Raw genomic sequence first — 17,748 nt, 5'->3', positions numbered from 1 at the left:
GACCCGACAGGGGTCGATCCCGAGAATCCCAACCAACGCAGAGCGGGGAAGATTTCCGTGGCACAGGACGTGCTCACCGACCTGAACAAGGTCCGCAACATCGGCATCATGGCCCACATCGATGCGGGCAAGACCACCACTACCGAACGCATCCTCTTCTACACCGGTATCACCTACAAGATCGGTGAGGTCCACGACGGCGCGGCCACGATGGACTGGATGGAGCAGGAGCAGGAGCGTGGTATCACCATCACCTCCGCGGCTACCACCTGCTTCTGGAAAGACAACCAGATCAACATCATCGACACCCCCGGGCACGTCGACTTCACCGTCGAGGTGGAGCGTTCGCTGCGCGTGCTCGATGGTGCGGTCGCCGTGTTCGACGGCAAAGAGGGTGTCGAGCCGCAGTCCGAGCAGGTGTGGCGTCAGGCCGACAAGTACGACGTGCCGCGTATCTGCTTCGTGAACAAGATGGACAAGCTCGGCGCGGACTTCTACTTCACCGTGCAGACCATCAAGGACCGCCTCGGCGCGAAGCCGCTCGTCATCCAGCTGCCCATCGGCGCGGAGAACGACTTCGAGGGCATCGTCGACCTGGTCGAGAACAACGCCAAGGTCTGGAAGGGCGAGACCAAGCTCGGCGAGGAGTACGAGGTCGTCGAGATCCCGGCCGACCTCAAGGACAAGGCCGAGCAGTACCGCCAGGAGCTGCTCGAGACCGTCGCCGAGTCCGACGAGGCGCTGCTGGAGAAGTTCTTCGGCGGCGAGGAGCTCTCGATCGAGGAGATCAAGGGCGCCATCCGCAAGATGACCGTGAACTCGGAGCTCTACCCCGTGCTCTGCGGTTCGGCGTTCAAGAACAAGGGCGTGCAGCCCATGCTCGACGCCGTCATCGACTACCTGCCCTCCCCCCTGGACGTCGAGGCCACCACCGGCCACGTCCCGGGTAAGGAAGACGAGATCGTCACCCGCAAGCCGAACGTCGACGAGCCGTTCTCGGCGCTGGCGTTCAAGATCGCGGTGCACCCGTTCTTCGGTGAGCTCACCTACGTCCGCGTCTACTCGGGCAAGGTCGACTCCGGCTCGCAGGTCGTGAACTCGACCAAGGGCAAGAAGGAGCGCCTGGGCAAGCTGTTCCAGATGCACTCCAACAAGGAGAACCCGGTCACCACCGCCTCGGCCGGCCACATCTACGCCGTGATCGGTCTGAAGGACACCACCACCGGTGACACCCTCTCCGACCCGCAGAACCAGGTCGTCCTCGAGTCGATGACCTTCCCGGACCCGGTCATCGAGGTCTCGATCGAGCCCAAGACCAAGTCCGACCAGGAGAAGCTCGGTACCGCGATCCAGAAGCTGGCGCGCGAGGATCCGACGTTCTCGGTGAAGCTGGACTCGGAGACCGGCCAGACCGTCATCGGCGGCATGGGCGAGCTCCACCTCGACATCCTGGTCGACCGCATGAAGCGGGAGTTCAAGGTCGAGGCGAACGTCGGCAAGCCGCAGGTGGCCTACCGCGAGACCATCACCAAGCCGGTCGAGAAGCTCGAGTTCACCCACAAGAAGCAGACGGGTGGCTCCGGCCAGTTCGCGAAGGTCATCATCGCCCTCGAGCCGTTCGTCGGCGAGGACGGCGCGCACTACGAGTTCGAGAACAAGGTCACCGGTGGCCGCGTTCCGCGTGAGTACATCCCGTCGGTCGACGCGGGTGCCCAGGACGCCATGCAGTACGGTGTCCTCGCCGGCTACCCGCTGGTGAACCTGAAGGTCACCCTGCTCGACGGCGCGTACCACGACGTCGACTCGTCGGAAATGGCCTTCAAGATCGCCGGTTCCCAGGCGCTCAAGGAAGCTGCCCGCAAGGCCGGTCCGGTCATCCTCGAGCCGCTCATGGCGGTCGAGGTGACCACGCCCGAGGACTACATGGGCGATGTGATCGGCGACCTGAACTCCCGCCGTGGCCAGATCCAGGCCATGGAGGAACGCAGTGGTGCCCGTGTCGTCAAGGCGCTGGTTCCGCTCTCGGAGATGTTCGGCTACATCGGTGACCTGCGGTCGAAGACCCAGGGCCGGGCCAACTACTCCATGGTGTTCGCCCAGTACGCGGAGGTTCCGGCCAACGTGTCCAAGGAGATCATCGCCAAGGCGACCGGCGAGTAATTCGCTTGCCGGGGCCGAGTACGCTCGGTCCCGGCACCGGGCGTCAGCACGACCCCCCGTAATAAACCGCACTGCTGCAGAAAAGCACGCACAAACTAGTCCAGGAGGACAACAGTGGCGAAGGCGAAGTTCGAGCGGACGAAGCCCCACGTCAACATCGGCACCATCGGTCACGTCGACCATGGCAAGACCACGCTGACGGCTGCCATCACCAAGGTGCTGGCTGACAAGTACCCGGACCTGAACGCGGCCTTCGCGTTCGACCAGATCGACAAGGCTCCGGAGGAGAAGGCTCGTGGTATCACGATCAACATCTCCCACGTCGAGTACCAGACCGAGAAGCGTCACTACGCCCACGTCGACGCCCCCGGCCACGCGGACTACATCAAGAACATGATCACCGGTGCCGCCCAGATGGACGGCGCGATCCTGGTCGTGGCCGCCACCGACGGCCCGATGCCGCAGACCCGTGAGCACGTGCTGCTGGCCCGCCAGGTCGGCGTGCCCTACATCCTGGTCGCGCTGAACAAGTCCGACATGGTCGACGACGAGGAGATCCTCGAGCTCGTCGAGATGGAGGTCCGCGAGCTGCTGGCTTCGCAGGAGTTCGACGAGGACGCCCCCGTCGTGCGCGTCTCCGGCCTGAAGGCCCTCGAGGGTGACGAGAAGTGGGCCGAGTCGGTCCTCGAGCTCATGAACGCCGTCGACGAGTCGATCCCGGACCCGGTCCGTGAGACCGACAAGCCGTTCCTGATGCCCGTCGAGGACGTCTTCACGATCACCGGTCGTGGCACCGTCGTCACCGGTCGCGTCGAGCGCGGTGTGGTCAACGTGAACGAGGAAGTCGAGATCGTCGGCATCCGTCCGGAGAAGACCAAGACCACGGTCACCGGTATCGAGATGTTCCGCAAGCTGCTCGACCAGGGCCAGGCGGGCGACAACGTCGGTCTGCTGGTTCGCGGTATCAAGCGTGAGGACGTGGAGCGCGGCCAGGTCGTCGTGAAGCCGGGCACCACCACCCCGCACACCGAGTTCGAGGGCCAGGCGTACATCCTGTCGAAGGACGAGGGCGGCCGCCACACCCCGTTCTTCAACAACTACCGCCCGCAGTTCTACTTCCGCACCACCGACGTGACCGGCGTCGTGACCCTCCCCGAGGGCACCGAGATGGTCATGCCGGGCGACAACACCGAGATGAGCGTCAAGCTGATCCAGCCGGTCGCCATGGACGAGGGCCTGCGTTTCGCGATCCGTGAGGGTGGCCGCACCGTCGGTGCCGGTCGCGTCACCAAGATCATCAAGTGATTCCCTGAATCACTGACACCGCAACGGCGTCGCTCCCCTGGGAGCGGCGCCGTTCGGCGTTTCGGGCCCGCACACCACCGGCGTCGGCGCGGCGTGGCCGACGCCGGTGTGGGGACGGGATTCGACGGGGTCCGCCGGTGTCCCGTCAGCGGAGGCGGGCGCCGTAGGCGTGGGTTACCTTCAGGGACAGCAGGACTCGGCGGTCGGCGACCATGACCTCGCGGTATTCGGTCCAGTCGGGGTGTTCGCCCGCGGCGGCGCGGTAGTAGTCGACGAGCGCTGCGACCTCGGGGCCGTCGGGGTCGGTGCCGGGGCCGGTGAGGGTGGCGGTGCCCTCGGCGGTGGCCCAGGACCAGCCGTCGGGGCTGGTGACCTCGAGGGCGGCGCGGGGGTCACGGCGCAGATTGACCGTCTTGGCCCGGCCCTCGGTCATGGAGACGTAGATGATGCCTGCGTCCCGGTCGTAGTAGGGGGTGACCGGGGACAGCTGGGGGAGCCCGTCGGCCTTGATGGTGGCGAGGACGCCGAGCTTGCTCTCGGCGAGCAGGGTGTGGGGATCGAAGGGTGAGTCGGGCACGGGCGGGCTCCTGGGGACGGCTGTGGACACACTCGATTCCCCACGAGCAACCGGGCGCGGCCGACGTTTATGCCCGCCGCGCCCGCCCGATCAGGCGGACTGCCCGACCCGCACGCGCACCGTGACCCGTCCCCGGTCGTCGCGCTGGGCCACCGCGTGACCGGGGTGGTCGACGCCGTCGATCCGCAGGGTGACCGGGCCGCCCGTGCCGAGGAAGTTCCGCCACCAGGACTTCTTGTCCGGCATCGCCACCCCGATCAGGTAGTCGGCGCCCGAGCGCCGGTAGTTCACGGGCGTGCTGAAGGTGCGCCCGGAGCGTCGGCCGACGTAGCTGATCTGGGCGAACGACTTGCCCATCAGCCGGCCGACGCCGGGCGCCTCGGCCAGCGCGACCACGCCGCTGTTCATCAGGCCGACCACGCGACGCGCCACTGATTCCGCCATCTGTCTCTCCTTGCCGTCGGACGAGCGATTCCCCGCCCACGGTACGGAGCCTGCCCGGCCGGGGTACGAGAGGCCCGGCGCCGCGAAGATCGGCCGACACCGGGAAGCGCACGCGGAGAACCGGATTCATGGTTACGGCACGTCCGCAGGCGCGGTTCCAGCTCACGTCGGGTCCCCCGCTCAGCCCAGCTGGGTCATCCCCGCCGCGACCACCCGCGCCACCTCCGTGAGGTCGTCCGCCGTCGGCACCGGCAGCCCGTCGAGGGCGTGCAGGCGTTCGCTGCTGGCGATGGCGAACATGGCCGAGACCCACGCGGCCGCGCAGGCCCGCAGCGTGCCGGGGCGGACCGGGCCGGGCGCGCTGGCGGCCAGGACCCGCGCGGTGGCCTCGAGGAGGTCGTCGCGCAGGGCGCGCAGCCTGCGGCGCACGTCGGGATGGGTGTCGGCCTCGCGCCACATGATCACGCGCAGCACCGAGGAGTGGTGATCGCGCAGGTTCAGCGCGTGGTCGAGTTCCAGCAGGCTGCCCGCGGGGTCGCCGGGCCGGACGACCGCGTTCAGGTCGGCGATGGGGCGCTCGGGCACGCGTTCGCGCATGAGCGCCGACAGGATCGCGTTCTTGGTCGGGAAGTAGTAGAAGACGAGCCCTTTGGGCACCCCGGCGGCCGCGGCGAGGGCCGCGGTCGGGGTCCCGTCGAAACCCCGCGCGGCGAAGAGGTTCTCCGCCGCGTCGAGGATGAGCTGCCGGGTGTGGCCGTCGCGGCGCCCGGCGCGTCGACCCGGCATCAGTGATGCGGAGCCATGTCGTGCAGGCGCTGCGACATCGCGGGCAGGGCCGCGACCGCGACCACCGCCGTCACCACTCCCACGACCCAGGCGGTCCAGGATGCGCCGCGGAACGCGGTGAAGTCCATGACCCAGGGCGACAGGAACAGCAGGACGCCGAACAGGCCCATGGCGTAGTCGGCCCACACCATGCTCGCGCGGGCCATCTGGATCAGGCCGGTGGCGGCGATGAGTACGCCGAGCACGATCAGGCTCCAGCGGGCGTCGTCGCTCGTGTCGAGCCAGAGCGGGGACAGGGCGGCGAAGGCCCCGAGAATGACGGCCAGCAGATCCTGGCCCCGGCTGTCGGTGAACATCGAACTTCCTCCTCGGACGGATGAAAAACACTGCTGACCTCGGTATAGACCTGATTGACCGCCCGGTCGAGATGCCGCCGGACACGGTTCGGCGCCGTTTCCCGCCGCGCCGGTCACGGCGATATCGACCCGTGACGCACCGGGGTGCGACCCGGCACTGATAGAACGGAGGGTGGGCCCGTCAGTGGCCCGGAACACAACGGAAGGAAACCCGGCATGCGAGACCTGTGCCCGGAAAGCGCCCGACGCCGCGGGGCGACCGCGTGAGCGCGCCGATCGTCATCGTCGGGGCGGGACTGGCCGGTCTGCGGACCGCCGAGGAGCTGCGCCGCGCGGGATACGAGGGCGGCCTCGTGCTGCTCGGTGACGAGGCCCGTGCCCCCTACGACCGCCCGCCGCTGTCCAAGCAGTTCGTCCGCGGCGAGACCGACGACACCACCCTGCGTCCGCCGGAGTTCTTCGCGGACAAGGACATCCAGCTGGTCCTCGGCAAGGCGGCGACCGGCGTCGACACCGCGGCCAAGCGGGTCGCCCTCGACGACGGCACGGCGATCGACTACGCCACCCTGATCATCGCCACCGGCCTGCGCCCCCGCCGTCTCCCCGGCCTGCCCGATCTCGCGGGCGTGCACGTGCTGCGCGCACACGACGACGCGGCCGCGCTGCGCGACGAGCTGCCCGGCGCGACCCGGGCGCTGATCATCGGCGGCGGTTTCATCGGCTGTGAACTCGCGGCGAGTTTCCGCGCGAGCGGTCTCGAGGTCACCCTGGTCGAGCCGCAGCCGACCCCGCTCGCGGGCGTGCTCGGCGAGCGGATCGGCGGCCTGGTCGCCCGCCTGCACCGGGACGAGGGCGTCGACCTGCGCACCGGCGTCGGCGTCGACTCGCTGCTCGGCGAAGACGACCGGGTGACCGGCGCGCTGCTCACCGACGGCACCCGGGTCGACGCCCAGGTGGTCGTCCTCGGCGTCGGCTCGGTGCCGGTGACCGACTGGCTGGCCGGCTCGGGCATCGAGCTGGCGCCGCCCGCGCAGGGCGGCGGCGTGGTGGCCGACGAGTCCGGCCGCACCGCGACCCCGGACGTCTGGGCGGTCGGCGACGTCGCCGCCTGGCTGCATCCGAGCGGTGAGTGCAAGCGGGTCGAGCACTGGACCAGCGCGGGCGAGCAGGCCAAGCTGCTGGTGACCGCGTTGCTGGGCGGTGCGGCGCCGACCGCGGCCCGCGTGCCCTACGTGTGGAGCGATCAGTACGACCTGAAGATCCAGGCGCTCGGCACGCCCTCGCCCTCCGACGACGTGACCGTGGTCAGCGACGACGGCCGCAAGTTCCTGGCCTACTACTCCCGCGACGGCATCCTCACCGCCGTCCTCGGCGCCGGGATGACGGCGCAGGTCATGAAGACCCGCGCCAAGCTGGCCACCCCGACCCCGGTCGCGGACCTGCTCGCGCCCACGTCCTGAGCGGCCCGGCCGCCCGCCCGGTCCGGTGGACCCGCGGGCGGCCGGGGCCGTGCCGCACCGGCCGGGTGCGGCACGGCCCCGCCCGTGATCGCCCGTTCGGAGAGCCGGTACCTCCTGTAATACGGTGGTCGGTGTGATCGTCGCGCTCATCGATTCCGGACTGGGTCTGCTGCCGACGTCGGCCTGGTTGCGCAAGCTGCGGCCGGAGGTCGATCTGCTGCTGCAGCTCGATCCGGACGGCGCGCCGTGGGGTCCCAAGCCCGAGCAATGGGTGGTCGAGCGGGTGCTCGGCGCCGCGCGGACCGCCCTGGAACTGGGCGCCGAGGTCATCGTGCTGCCGTGCAACACCGCCAGTGTCACCGCGCTGGAGCAGGTGCGGGCCGAGGTGGGGGAGACGGTCCCGGTGATCGGCACCGTTCCCGCGATCAAGCCCGCGGCCGCCGCGTGCCGCTCGGTGGCGGTGTGGGCGACGGCGGCGACCACCGCGAGCACCTATCAGGCCGACCTCATCGCCCGCTTCGCCGGCGAGGCGAAGGTGACCGGCGTCGCCTGCCACGGCCTGGCCGACGCCATCGACCGGGGTGACCTGCCCGCGATCGCCGATTCGATCGCCGACGCCGCGGCCCGCACCCCCGCCGACGTCGAGGGTGTCGTCCTGGGCTGCACGCACTATCCGCTGGTCGTCGACACCATCATGTCCGCGCTGCCCGCCGGCGTCCGGCTCTTCGACAGCGCCCAGGCCGTCGCCGCCCAGACCCTGCGCCGGATGGACGCGCTCGGCAGGCCCATCTCCGGCACCGGCGCCGTCCGGGTCCTGAACAGCGGGCGCCCCGGCACCCTGCCCGCCGGCGCGGCGACGTTCGAGTCGGGGCGGATTCTGGGCGCCTGAGCCGGGCGCGGCGGTCCGGGTGTCGTCCCGGACGTGACGACGACGGCGGGCCGCCGTGCAGGGGATGCGTCGGATCGCGACCGGGCCGTGGGCGTCCCGGTAGCCTGATGCCTGCTCGCGCGGTCGGGTCCGCGCCGGTTCGCGGGAGGTGTGGTGACCGAGATCCTGTCGGCGCAGGCGGTGCGTCTGGCGCTGCGAGAGCAGTCGGACGCGGGCGACGCGATCCACCTGCAACGGTTCTTCAAGACCGGCGACGGCGAGTACGCCGCCGGTGACGTCTTCCTCGGCGTCCGGGTGCCCGCCACCAGGAAGATCGCCAAAGCCTTTGCCGCGCTGCCGCTTCCCGAGGTGGCCGATCTCCTGGACGGGCCCGTGCACGAGGAGCGCCTCGCCGCCCTGTTCATCCTGAACGCCCAGTACGCCGCCGCCGCGAAACCGCGCACGCGGGACGAGGACAAGCAGCGGGCGATCGTGGAGCTCTACCTCGACGCGGTCCGCCGCGGCCGGGTCGACAACTGGGATCTCGTCGACAGCTCCGCCGAGCACATCCTCGGCCCCTGGCTGGCCGACCGGCCCCGCGACCTGCTCTTCGAACTGGCCGCCCGGGAGTCCCTGTGGGAACGGCGCGTCGCCGTCCTGAGCACCTTCGCCTTCATCAAGTCCGGCGACCCCTCGACCACCCTGGCGCTCGCCGACCGCCTGCTACCCGACCGCCGCGACCTCATCCAGAAGGCCGTCGGCTGGATGCTGCGCGAGATCGGCAAGCGCGTCGACCGCACGGTGCTCACCGACTACCTGGACAGCCGCGCCCCCCGAATGGGCCGCACCGCCCTGAGTTACGCCACCGAGCACCTCACCCCCGAAGAGCGCGCGAATTATCGAGCGATGCCGAGGCAGGAGTAATCCTCGGCGCCCCAGGCCGGAAGGGCACACGTCCGAACACCGTGCAGCCCGAACAACGACCAAGGCCCTCCAAGGGATGCCCCCGCCGAACGCTTGAATGCTCCGGCTGAGCGTGCGGACGGACCAGCCGGGGGCGAACAGCTCCAGGCCGAATGCTCCGGGCCGAATACCCGCCCCGACCACTCAGCCTCGACCGCCCGGGGCCGACCGCCCGGACAAAACGCCCCCACCACGTTTTCGGCCGCCTCGGCGCCGAGGGGTGAGACGTCACGCCGAAGGCGCAGTATCACCCCTCGGCGCCGAGGTCACGAGGCCGAAAACCCGCGGCGCCAGCCGCCATCAGAACTGTATGCGGACTTCGTCGGTCACCGGGTGGGCCTGGCAGCCGAGGACGTAGCCGTTCTCGATGTCTTCGGGGTCGAGGATCTCGCAGTTGTCCATCTCGACCTTGCCGGAGAGGACGGTGCAGGCGCAGGAGCCGCATTCGCCCTCCTGGCAGGAGTAGGGCACGTCGAGGCCCTTGTCGAGCATGATGTCGACGAGGGTCTGCTTGCGCGGCCAGGTCAGCTCGTGGACCTCGCCGTCGAGTTCGACGAAGACCGTGGCGGCGTCGGCGGCGTCGGCCTCGCTGACCTCGGCGGGGGCGTGGTCGGCGAAGGGGTCGCCCGCGAGGGAGTTGAACACCTCGGCGTGGGTGCGGTTGCGCGGCACGCCGAGTCCGGCGAGGGCCTCGTGCACCAGGTCCATGAACGGCTTGGGGCCGCACATGAACGATTCGTAGGCGGTGTACGGCTCGACCAGGACGGCGAGCTGCTCGCGGGTGGGCAGGCCCTGGAGCGGTTCGAGCCAGTGGATGACGGTGAGCCGCTGGGGATGGCGGGTGGAGAGGGCGCGCAGTTCCTCGGCGAAGATGACGGAGTTCGCGTCGCGGTTGGCGTAGAACAGCACGATGCGGCCGTCGCCCTGCGACAGCGCCGATTTGAGGATCGACATGACCGGTGTGATGCCGCTGCCCGCGGCGAACAGCAGGAGGTTCTCGCCGAGGTCCTTGGGGGTGAACACTCCCGACGGGGGCAGCACCTCGAGCTGGTCGCCGGCGCTGATGTTGTCGCAGATCCAGTTGGAGCCGTAGCCGCCGTCGGTGCGCTTGACGGTCACCTTGGGCTGGTCGTCGGTGAACGGCGAGGAGGCCAGCGAGTAGCAGCGCGCGACGGATCCGGTCCGGTCGCTGGGGATCCGGAGGGTGAGGAACTGACCGGGCTGGTAGCGGAATCGCTCGCTGAGTTCCGCGGGCACGTCGAAGACGACCGAGTGCGCGTCGGGGGTCTCGGTGATGACCGCGGCCACCCGCAGCACGACCGAGCGCGAACCGTGCGGTACCTCGACTGTGGTCATGACTTCCTCTCGGGCATTGCAGCCAAAACTAGAACGTGTTTCAGTTTCATGCTAGGTCGGGGTCGGCCTGCAGGGCAAGCTGCGCCTCGAGGCCGGCGACCAGCACCTCCATCCCGAAGTCGTAGGAGTACCGTCCGCGCAGGTCGGCCATGTACCGCGTGGCACGGGCCACCGCCTCGGGCAGCGTGACGTCCGCGGGGGCGGAGCGGTCGCGCGGATTGACCCGGCTGCGACCGAACAGGTAGGTGTGGATGGTCGCGTAGGCGGCCAGGACGTTGCGGTCGCTGAAGCCGGCGTCGAACAGGATCTCCATGACCGCTTCGATCAGATCGAGCTGTTTGCCCAGCATCTGTTCGAGCAGGATGTCACCGAGTCCGGGATGCCTGCGCAGCTTATCGTCTATCTGGTCGACCAGGTCGCGCAGGCGTTCCTGCCAGGTGCCCGACTCCGCGGTCGGCTTGCGCACCCCGGCCAGCGCGGCCTCGGCGACCAGGTCGAGCAGCTCGCGTTTGTCGGCGACGTAGTAGTACGGCGCCATCGGCGAGACCCCCAGCTCCCGGGACAGCCTGCGCATCGACAGTTTCTCCACGCCGTCCTCGCGCACCACCCGCAGCGCCGCCTCGACGATCTCCGCTTCCGAGAGTGTGCTGCCACCCCCGTTCGACTGCATTCGCCCCGCTCCCATGTCACCTCTACCGGCGGCGTGCCCTCACGCGCCTCACTGTTGCCGAAATCGTGCCCACGGCAGTCTAGAGTGCCCCGGCGCCGACCGGGTCCGCCTGCGGGAACAGGCCCACTCAGCGGTCGGTTCGGAGAATTCGCCGAATTTTGACAGTCCCTGACGTTATGGTGTGACCGCGGCGACATCCGTCGTCGCCTGTCACCACCCGGAGGGAGGCCGTCATGGCCGACGACACCAGGAACGACGCCGAAGGCACGCTCGTCGAGGAGACGCTGATCGAAGAGGTCAGCATCGACGGCATGTGCGGCGTCTACTGAGCGAGGAGGCGGTCGTGCTCGATCTCGATACCCGCTGGACGCTGCATCCCCGGGTCGCCATGCGCCCGGAGTCGTTCGGCGCGCTGCTGTACCACTTCGGCACCCGGAAGCTGTCGTTCCTCAAGAGCCGTGCGCTCGTCGAGATCGTCCGCACCCTGCCCGCGCACGATTCCGTGCGGGCGGCGCTGCGGGCGGGCGGGGCCGCCGACTCCGCGTCCTATCTCCAGGCGCTCGGCCGGCTCGCCGAATCCGACATGCTGGTGCCCGCGCCCGGCCCCGCCGTGCCGCTCGCCGCGGCCGAACCCCCGTCCGTGGCCGGTTCCGCCGTCCCCGAGGGCGGCAGGCTGATCGATCGATTCGAATCCGGCCTCGCCGCGCCGATCTGCCTGACCTGGGAACTGACCTACGCGTGCAACCTGTCCTGCGTGCACTGCCTGTCCTCGTCGGGCCGCCGTGACCCGAACGAGCTGACCACCGAACAGTGCAAGGCGCTCATCGACGAGTTCGAGCGCATGCAGATCTTCTACGTCAACATCGGCGGCGGCGAACCGACGGTCCGGCCCGACTTCTGGGAACTGGTCGACTACGCCACCGCCCACCACGTCGGAGTCAAGTTCTCCACCAACGGCGTTCGCATCGACGAGAAGGTGGCCGCCCGGCTGGCCGCCAGCGACTACGTCGACGTGCAGATCTCCCTCGACGGCGCGACGGCCGAGGTCAACGACGCCGTGCGCGGCCCCGGTTCCTACGCGACCGCCATCCGCGCGCTGGAGAACCTGGCGGCGGCCGGATTCCGCGATGCCAAGCTGTCGGTCGTCGCCACCCGGCACAACATCGCCCAGCTCGACGAGTTCAAGGCCATCGCCGACCGGTACGGCGCCACCCTGCGCCTGACCCGGCTGCGCCCCTCCGGCCGCGGCGCCGACGTGTGGGACGAACTGCATCCCCTGCCCGAACAGCAGCGCGAACTCTACGACTGGCTCGTGCGCAACGGCGAGGGCGTGCTCACCGGCGACTCGTTCTTCCACCTGTCGGCGTTCGGTTCGGCGCTGCCCGGGCTGAACATGTGCGGCGCGGGCCGGGTGGTCTGCCTGGTCGACCCGGTCGGTGACGTCTACGCCTGCCCGTTCGCCATCCACGATCGGTTCAAGGCCGGAAACATCGTCGCCGACGGCGGTTTCGAGTCGGTCTGGACCGATTCGTCGCTGTTCGGGGAACTGCGCGAGCCCGCCGAGGGCGGCGCGTGCACCAAGTGTTCGCACTTCGACGCCTGCCGGGGCGGCTGCATGGCCGCCAAGTTCTTCACCGGCCTGCCCGCCGACGGGCCCGACCCGGAATGCGTGCAGGGCTACGGCGAGGCGGCGCTCGCGCTGCCGGGCCGGGTCGTGCCGCGCCCCGCCGTCGACCACTCGCGGCCGGTGCGGGCCAAGGCCAGGGTGCCGCTGCCGCTGGCGGTCGCCCGCCGGCCCGCGCGCGCCTGCGACGTCAGCCCGCTGGGCTAGGGGGACCGGTTGCCGGGAATGCGCTACCGGTGCGCGCGCCGGTCCCGGCGACCGCTCCGCGTCCGAATTCCAAGGGATTTCGGTCCTTTTTTCTGGGGTGATGATGCTCGTGCGCGCGCGGACGCCTAGCATGCGAGGAATGCGCCATGATCGCCTGCCCGACGGGTTCGGGGTACGGATCGATCCACGGGTACGGGCCTTCTCCGGTGGCCGCATCCTGCTCGGCGGCTCGCCGGCGCGGATGCTGCGGCTGGCTCCGGAAGCCGCCGAGATGATCGGTGACGGGTACCTGGAGGTGACCGACAGCAAGTCGGCCATCGTGGCCCGCCGGCTGCTCGATTCCGGCGTGGCCAACCCGCGGCCCCGGCTGCTTCCCTCGCCCGACGACGTGACCGTCGTGATCCCGCTCCACAACAACGCCGACGGCCTGCTGCGCCTGCTGGCCACGCTGCGCGGGCACACGGTGATCGTCGTCGACGACGGCTCCGACGAGCCGGTGCGGATACCGCCCGAGCCCGGCTGCGGCCCGGTCACCGTGATCCGGCACGAGCGCCCGCTCGGCCCGGCCGCCGCCCGCAACGCCGGAATGGCCGCCGCGTCAACCGACTTCGTCGCCTTCCTCGACTCCGACGTGGTGCCGCACCGCGGCTGGCTCGAGGTCATGCTCGGGCACTTCAGCGACCCGCAGGTCGCGCTGGTCGCGCCGCGCATCGTCGCGCTGGACTCGGAGTCCAACGCGCTGGCCCGGTACGAGCACACCCGCTCCTCGCTCGACCTCGGCCGCCGGGAGGCCGCCGTGCACGCGGGCAGCGTGGTGTCCTACGTTCCGAGCGCGGCGCTGATCGCCCGCCGTGCCGCGGTACTCGGCGAGGGCGGCTTCGACGAGTCCATGCAGGTGGCCGAGGACGTCGACCTGTGCTGGCGGCTGGAACGGGCGGGCTGGCGGCTGCGCTACGAGCCCGCCGCGCACGTCGCCCACGATCACCGGGTGGCCTTCCGCGCCTGGTTCGGCCGGAAACTGTTCTACGGCACCGGCGCCGCGCCGCTCGGCAAGCGGCACGCGGACATGGTCTCGCCGCTCAAGGTCCCGACCTGGACGGTGCTGGCCAGCCTGCTGTTCGCGACGCTGTCGCGCTGGGGCCTGCTCGGCGGCCTGGTCACCCTCGGCTCGGCGCTGCTGCGGCTGCGCAAGGTCTTCACCGACCTCGACAACCCGACCCGGATCGCGGCGATCTACCTGGCCCGCGGCTATTTCGCCGGTATGTGGCGGCTCGCCTCGGCGATGTGCCGGGACTACTGGCCGGTGACCCTGCTCGCCGTGCTGATCTCGGCGCGTATCCGCCGCGTCGCGGTCACGATGGCGCTGGCCGACGGGCTCGCGGACTGGTACACCCACCGCGACGAGGGCGGCCTCGATCCCGTGCGGTACCTGCTGTTCAAGCGGCTCGACGACGTGGCCTACGGCTCCGGTCTGTGGCTGGGGGCGTTCCGCGCCCGCAGCCTGCAGGCGCTCAAGCCGACCGTGCCGCCGTCCTGAGTCACCGGTGAGCGTGGGCGGTGAGCGGTTCCGGGTCGGGTGACGGCCGACGAGGCGATCGGTCGCACAGCGATGTGCTGATCGTCGGCGCGGGCTCGGCCGGATGCGTGGTCGCCGCCGCGCTGTCGGCCGATCCGGACCGGGTCGTCACCGTCGTCGAGGCGGGACCGGTCTGGCCGGGTCCGGGCGCGCTGCCCGCCGAACTGCGCGATCCCGCGGTCCTCCCGGTCGGCCCGGATTCGGTGGTGGCCCGGCACTATCCGGGAAACCTGGTGCGGGGCAGGCTGATCGGCGGTTCCGGGGCGATCAACGGCAGCTACTACGTGCGGGCGACCGCCGCCGACCATCGGGCCTGGCAGGAGGTGGCGGCGGATCCGTTCTGGGCGCCGGAGGCCGTGCTGGCCACCCATGTCGCGCTGGAGCGGGACGCCGATTTCGCGGACGCGCCCTGGCACGGGAGCCGCGGCCCGGTGCCGGTCCGGCGGATCGCGCGGCTCGCCCCGGTCAGCGAGGAGTTCGTCGCCGCCTGTGCCCGTGCGGGATTCGCCGGGATCGCCGACCTCAACGCCCCCTCGCACATCTCGCACACCCCGCACACCTCGCACACCCAGGACCCGTCGGCCCCCTCGCCGATCTCGGCGCGGGACGACGTGGAGGGCGTCGGCCCGGTGCCCTGCGCCCTGGACGACCACGGCCGCCGGGCCGGGCCCGCGCTGACCCACCTCTACCCGGCGGCCCACCGGCCGAACCTGACCGTCATCGGCGACACCACCGTCACCCGGCTGCGGCTCACGCGCGGCCGGGTGACCGGCGTCGAGTGGCGGCGCGGCCGGGCCCGGGGTGTCCACGGCGCCGACCGGGTGATCCTGTGCGCGGGCGCGGTCGAGTCGGCGGCGCTGCTGATCCGCTCCGGCATCGGGCCCGTCGACCAGCTGCTCCGGCTCGGCATCCCGGTGGCGCAGCCCGCCCCGGTCGGCCGCTGGTGCACCGATCATCCCGAGGCCGGCCTGGAGTTCCCGGCCGCGGACCCGGGGCAGGCCACCGTTCCGCTCGAGGCCGTCCTGCTGACGGCGGGGGTCGAGGTGCGGCCCTACACCCTGGCCTTCACGCCGGGGGTCCGCCGGATCGGGGTGGCGTTGACGCGGCCGCGATCGGTGGGCGTTCTCGAACTGCGCTCGGCCGATCCGGACGTGCCCGCCCGGGTCGACGCACCGGTACCTGACCGACCCGGCCGACCGGGCCGCGCTGCGGCACGGGGTGGAGGTCGCGGCCGCCGTGGCCGGGGTCCCCGCCCGGGCACTCGACGACGGTGCGCTGCGCGCGCGGCTCGGCACATCGCAGCATCTGTCCGGCACCTGCCGCATGGGTCCCGACGGCGACGAGCGCGCGGTGGTCGATTCCCGCGGGCGGGTGTACGGGGTGGCGGGTCTGTCGGTCGTCGACCTGTCGGTGGTCCCCGTTCCGCTGGGACGTGGGCCACAGGCGACCGTGCTGATGCTCGCCGAGCGGCTCGGGTCACTTCCGGCGTGACGACGTGACAAGCCTTAGCACAGTGTGACGTGCCGGACAAACCTCGACAACCGGCGAAAGTTGCTGATACTCACCGGTACAGTTTGGGGGGGAAAGAAAGGCAAATGGTCAGCAATCTCGCAGGTGGGCGGCCCCCACGGCAGGCTGCGGAGGCGGGCGCTCAGCTCGGTGCTCTGGAGGCCTACGCCGCACAAGCCCATGGTTATCTCAGCGCCGGTGGCGAACAACTCTCGCAACTAGCAGGTTTGCTCCGTCCGCTCGTCCTCGAATCGTGGCTGCGCAGTGTGCGCGGCGGTGTCGATCCGATGGACGTGCTCGACGGACGCGGCCTGCGAGGGGCCGATCTGGCGCGCTATCGCGACGCTCATCCGATAGCTGCGTTGATGCCACTCATCGACAAACTCCTGGTGCAGGACGCGGCACGGGCGGGACTCATCGTCACCGTCGCCGACCAGTTCGGCCGAGTGCTGTCGGTGCACGGGCACCCCGAGCAGGTCGCCGCGGCCGCCGAGATCGGCGTGCGCGAGGGCGACGACCTCAGCGAGCGCCGCATCGGCACCAACGCCGTCGGCCTCGTGGTGCGCACCGGCCGGGCGACCTGGATCCACGGCCCCGAGCACTTCCTCCATCGCATGCATCAGATCACCGGTGCCGCCGCGCCCGTCCACGAACCGGACGGCAGGCTCGTCGGTGTGCTGATGATCGCCGGCGGCGTCCGGGTGGCCAAGCCGGAGATCCTCGCCCTGGTGAAGGCCGCGGCCACCGCCGCGGAGATGGACCTGGTCCTGCGGTCCATGCGCGCGGGCCGGGCGGGCGCGGTCGCCGCGCCGCCGACGCCCGATGCGAGCCAGGCCCGGCTCGGCCTGGACGTCCTCGGCCTCGGCCAGCCGCAGCTGACCGTGGCGGGGGAGCGGGTGCCGCTGTCGCAGCGGCACGCGGAGATCCTGCTGTTGCTGACCGAGCATCCCGAGGGCCTCGGCGCCGACCATCTGGCGCTGCTGCTCGACGACACCGATCTGGACAACGGGACGATCCGCGCGGCCATGTCCCGGTTGCGCTCGGTGGTCGGGCCCGATGTGTTCGGGTCGCGGCCATATCGTCTGCGCGTCCATGTCGCAACCGATGTCGAGGCGTTGCGCGCGGCGCTGGATACCGGTGATGTCGATTCGGCATTGCGCTTGTACGCCGGTCCAGTGCTACCCCGTTCCTCGGCGCCCGGCATCTGTGACCTCCGCGACGAGTTGCGGGTCCGGTTGCGCACCGCCGTGCTCTCCTCGCCCGACGCCAACGTGCTGCGCCGGTGGACGGCGTGTCCGGAGGGTCGCGACGACGCCGCTGCCTGGGCCGCCTACCGCGGCACGGTCGACCGCGATTCGCCGCTGTATGCGCAGATCGAGGCCAAGATCCGGGTCCTCGACCGGCGGCTGGGCGCCGATGCAACGCAGATGCAACGTTTCGGCTCCTAACCTCCCGACTGAAAGTGCTCCAGCTCACATATGACCGCCACTGTGTGGCGGGGCACACAGTGATGCCCAGGTCGCGGCGGGGGAGCCGAACGGGCTGGACGGTCGTCCGAAGTTTTTAGCGGAAAAAGTTTCTTTTTATTAACCGAGCGCCTAGTGTCCCATCACAGGACGGCATCGATGTGATGCACGCGACACACAACCGAGGTTCCGGCATCGACGGAACTCCGGGCGCGACGTTGGAGGAACGATCTAAACCCACTCATCCCGCACCGGGCATCGGGGCCCGGGCGCGGTGCGCGATCCGATCCGGATCGCAGTCGGACATCAACTGATCTGTCGGGGATCTGAGCGCGAGCGAGGCGAGCTGCCCATCGCGCGAATACGCCGAATTCTCGGACCAACGGAGTACAGAGCTGTCTTCGTGCTGCCCGAAAAACGT

Annotated in this window: 16 protein-coding genes; 10 read left to right on the top strand and 6 right to left on the bottom strand. The window is 70.4% G+C overall.

The window, feature by feature from the left end; all coding sequences use genetic code 11:
- Nucleotides 1-57: 57 nt before the first annotated feature.
- Together fusA and tuf are read left to right on the top strand one after the other, a co-directional pair.
- Nucleotides 58-2,160, top strand: a complete 2,103-nt coding sequence (gene fusA / locus ON36_RS24755; protein ID WP_043658356.1) for an elongation factor G — start codon at nt 58-60, stop codon at nt 2,158-2,160.
- 114 nt (nt 2,161-2,274) lie between these two features.
- A complete protein-coding gene (tuf, locus tag ON36_RS24750; protein WP_043658354.1) occupies nt 2,275-3,465 on the top strand; it encodes an elongation factor Tu in 1,191 nt (396 codons plus the stop codon).
- A 145-nt stretch (nt 3,466-3,610) separates the two neighbouring features.
- Here tuf and ON36_RS24745 read toward each other — a convergent pair whose 3' ends face one another.
- The 4 genes from ON36_RS24745 to ON36_RS24730 form a co-directional block, all read right to left on the bottom strand.
- Entirely contained in the window at nt 3,611-4,042 is a 432-nt protein-coding gene (locus ON36_RS24745; protein WP_043658352.1) for a PPOX class F420-dependent oxidoreductase, read from the bottom strand.
- Between the two features lie 90 nt (nt 4,043-4,132).
- Nucleotides 4,133-4,486, bottom strand: a complete 354-nt coding sequence (locus ON36_RS24740; RefSeq protein ID WP_043658350.1) for a nitroreductase/quinone reductase family protein — start codon at nt 4,484-4,486, stop codon at nt 4,133-4,135.
- Nucleotides 4,487-4,666: 180 nt separating this feature from the next.
- Entirely contained in the window at nt 4,667-5,272 is a 606-nt protein-coding gene (locus ON36_RS24735; RefSeq protein ID WP_043658347.1) for a TetR/AcrR family transcriptional regulator, read from the bottom strand.
- The gene (locus ON36_RS24730) at nt 5,272-5,628 is read right to left on the bottom strand and encodes an SPW repeat domain-containing protein (RefSeq protein ID WP_043658344.1); all 357 of its coding nucleotides are present in this window, start codon (nt 5,626-5,628) and stop codon (nt 5,272-5,274) included. The genes ON36_RS24735 and ON36_RS24730 overlap by 1 nt, the downstream gene beginning before the upstream one ends.
- Before the next feature lie 263 nt (nt 5,629-5,891).
- Here ON36_RS24730 and ON36_RS24725 point away from each other — a divergent pair, with 263 nt between their 5' ends.
- The 3 genes from ON36_RS24725 (at nt 5,892) to ON36_RS24715 (ending at nt 8,880) form a co-directional block, all read left to right on the top strand.
- Entirely contained in the window at nt 5,892-7,088 is a 1,197-nt protein-coding gene (locus ON36_RS24725) for an NAD(P)/FAD-dependent oxidoreductase (RefSeq protein WP_043658342.1), read from the top strand.
- A gap of 133 nt (nt 7,089-7,221) precedes the next feature.
- Nucleotides 7,222-7,977, top strand: a complete 756-nt coding sequence (locus tag ON36_RS24720; RefSeq protein WP_043658452.1) for a glutamate racemase — start codon at nt 7,222-7,224, stop codon at nt 7,975-7,977.
- 153 nt (nt 7,978-8,130) lie between these two features.
- Nucleotides 8,131-8,880: a DNA alkylation repair protein gene (locus ON36_RS24715; RefSeq protein WP_043658450.1), complete on the top strand. Its 750-nt coding sequence runs from the start codon at nt 8,131-8,133 to the stop codon at nt 8,878-8,880.
- Nucleotides 8,881-9,219: 339 nt separating this feature from the next.
- Here the strand turns inward: ON36_RS24715 and ON36_RS24710 are convergent, their stop codons facing one another.
- Nucleotides 9,220-10,275 (bottom strand): ferredoxin--NADP reductase, encoded by a 1,056-nt coding sequence (locus ON36_RS24710; RefSeq protein WP_043658339.1) that lies wholly within the window; start codon nt 10,273-10,275, stop codon nt 9,220-9,222.
- 46 nt (nt 10,276-10,321) lie between these two features.
- Nucleotides 10,322-10,945: a mycofactocin system transcriptional regulator MftR2 gene (mftR2, locus tag ON36_RS24705; protein ID WP_052314321.1), complete on the bottom strand. Its 624-nt coding sequence runs from the start codon at nt 10,943-10,945 to the stop codon at nt 10,322-10,324.
- Nucleotides 10,946-11,178: 233 nt separating this feature from the next.
- Between mftR2 and mftA the strand changes: the two genes are divergently transcribed.
- The 5 genes from mftA (at nt 11,179) to ON36_RS24685 (ending at nt 17,309) form a co-directional block, all read left to right on the top strand.
- A complete protein-coding gene (gene mftA, locus ON36_RS33805; protein WP_083885384.1) occupies nt 11,179-11,274 on the top strand; it encodes a mycofactocin precursor MftA in 96 nt (31 codons plus the stop codon).
- Nucleotides 11,275-11,288: 14 nt separating this feature from the next.
- Nucleotides 11,289-12,776 (top strand): mycofactocin radical SAM maturase, encoded by a 1,488-nt coding sequence (mftC, locus tag ON36_RS24700; RefSeq protein ID WP_083885392.1) that lies wholly within the window; start codon nt 11,289-11,291, stop codon nt 12,774-12,776.
- 139 nt (nt 12,777-12,915) lie between these two features.
- Nucleotides 12,916-14,313, top strand: a complete 1,398-nt coding sequence (mftF, locus tag ON36_RS24695) for a mycofactocin biosynthesis glycosyltransferase MftF (RefSeq protein ID WP_043658336.1) — start codon at nt 12,916-12,918, stop codon at nt 14,311-14,313.
- Nucleotides 14,314-14,387: 74 nt separating this feature from the next.
- A complete protein-coding gene (locus tag ON36_RS37075) occupies nt 14,388-15,851 on the top strand; it encodes a GMC family oxidoreductase N-terminal domain-containing protein (protein ID WP_444543632.1) in 1,464 nt (487 codons plus the stop codon).
- A 96-nt stretch (nt 15,852-15,947) separates the two neighbouring features.
- Complete coding sequence (locus tag ON36_RS24685; RefSeq protein ID WP_043658333.1) at nt 15,948-17,309, top strand: GAF domain-containing protein; 1,362 nt, start codon at nt 15,948-15,950, stop codon at nt 17,307-17,309.
- Nucleotides 17,310-17,748: the final 439 nt, after the last annotated feature.

Origin of the sequence: Nocardia thailandica NBRC 100428, from assembly GCF_000308795.1 — a bacterium.
In the GTDB taxonomy this organism is placed as follows: domain Bacteria; phylum Actinomycetota; class Actinomycetes; order Mycobacteriales; family Mycobacteriaceae; genus Nocardia; species Nocardia thailandica.
Note: the sequence above shows the minus strand (reverse complement) of the source record. Positions and strands in the feature narration are given on the sequence as shown.

Bases quoted from the DNA above. Each gene is read 5' to 3' on its own strand.
- ON36_RS24710 (WP_043658339.1), bottom strand. From the start codon at position 10,275: ATGACCACAGTCGAGGTACCGCACGGTTCGCGCTCGGTCGTGCTGCGG.
- ON36_RS24730 (WP_043658344.1), bottom strand. From the start codon at position 5,628: ATGTTCACCGACAGCCGGGGCCAGGATCTGCTGGCCGTCATTCTCGGG.
- mftR2 (WP_052314321.1), bottom strand. From the start codon at position 10,945: ATGCAGTCGAACGGGGGTGGCAGCACACTCTCGGAAGCGGAGATCGTC.
- ON36_RS24685 (WP_043658333.1), top strand. From the start codon at position 15,948: ATGGTCAGCAATCTCGCAGGTGGGCGGCCCCCACGGCAGGCTGCGGAG.
- ON36_RS24735 (WP_043658347.1), bottom strand. From the start codon at position 5,272: ATGCCGGGTCGACGCGCCGGGCGCCGCGACGGCCACACCCGGCAGCTC.
- mftA (WP_083885384.1), top strand. From the start codon at position 11,179: ATGGCCGACGACACCAGGAACGACGCCGAAGGCACGCTCGTCGAGGAG.
- ON36_RS24740 (WP_043658350.1), bottom strand. From the start codon at position 4,486: ATGGCGGAATCAGTGGCGCGTCGCGTGGTCGGCCTGATGAACAGCGGC.
- mftF (WP_043658336.1), top strand. From the start codon at position 12,916: ATGCGCCATGATCGCCTGCCCGACGGGTTCGGGGTACGGATCGATCCA.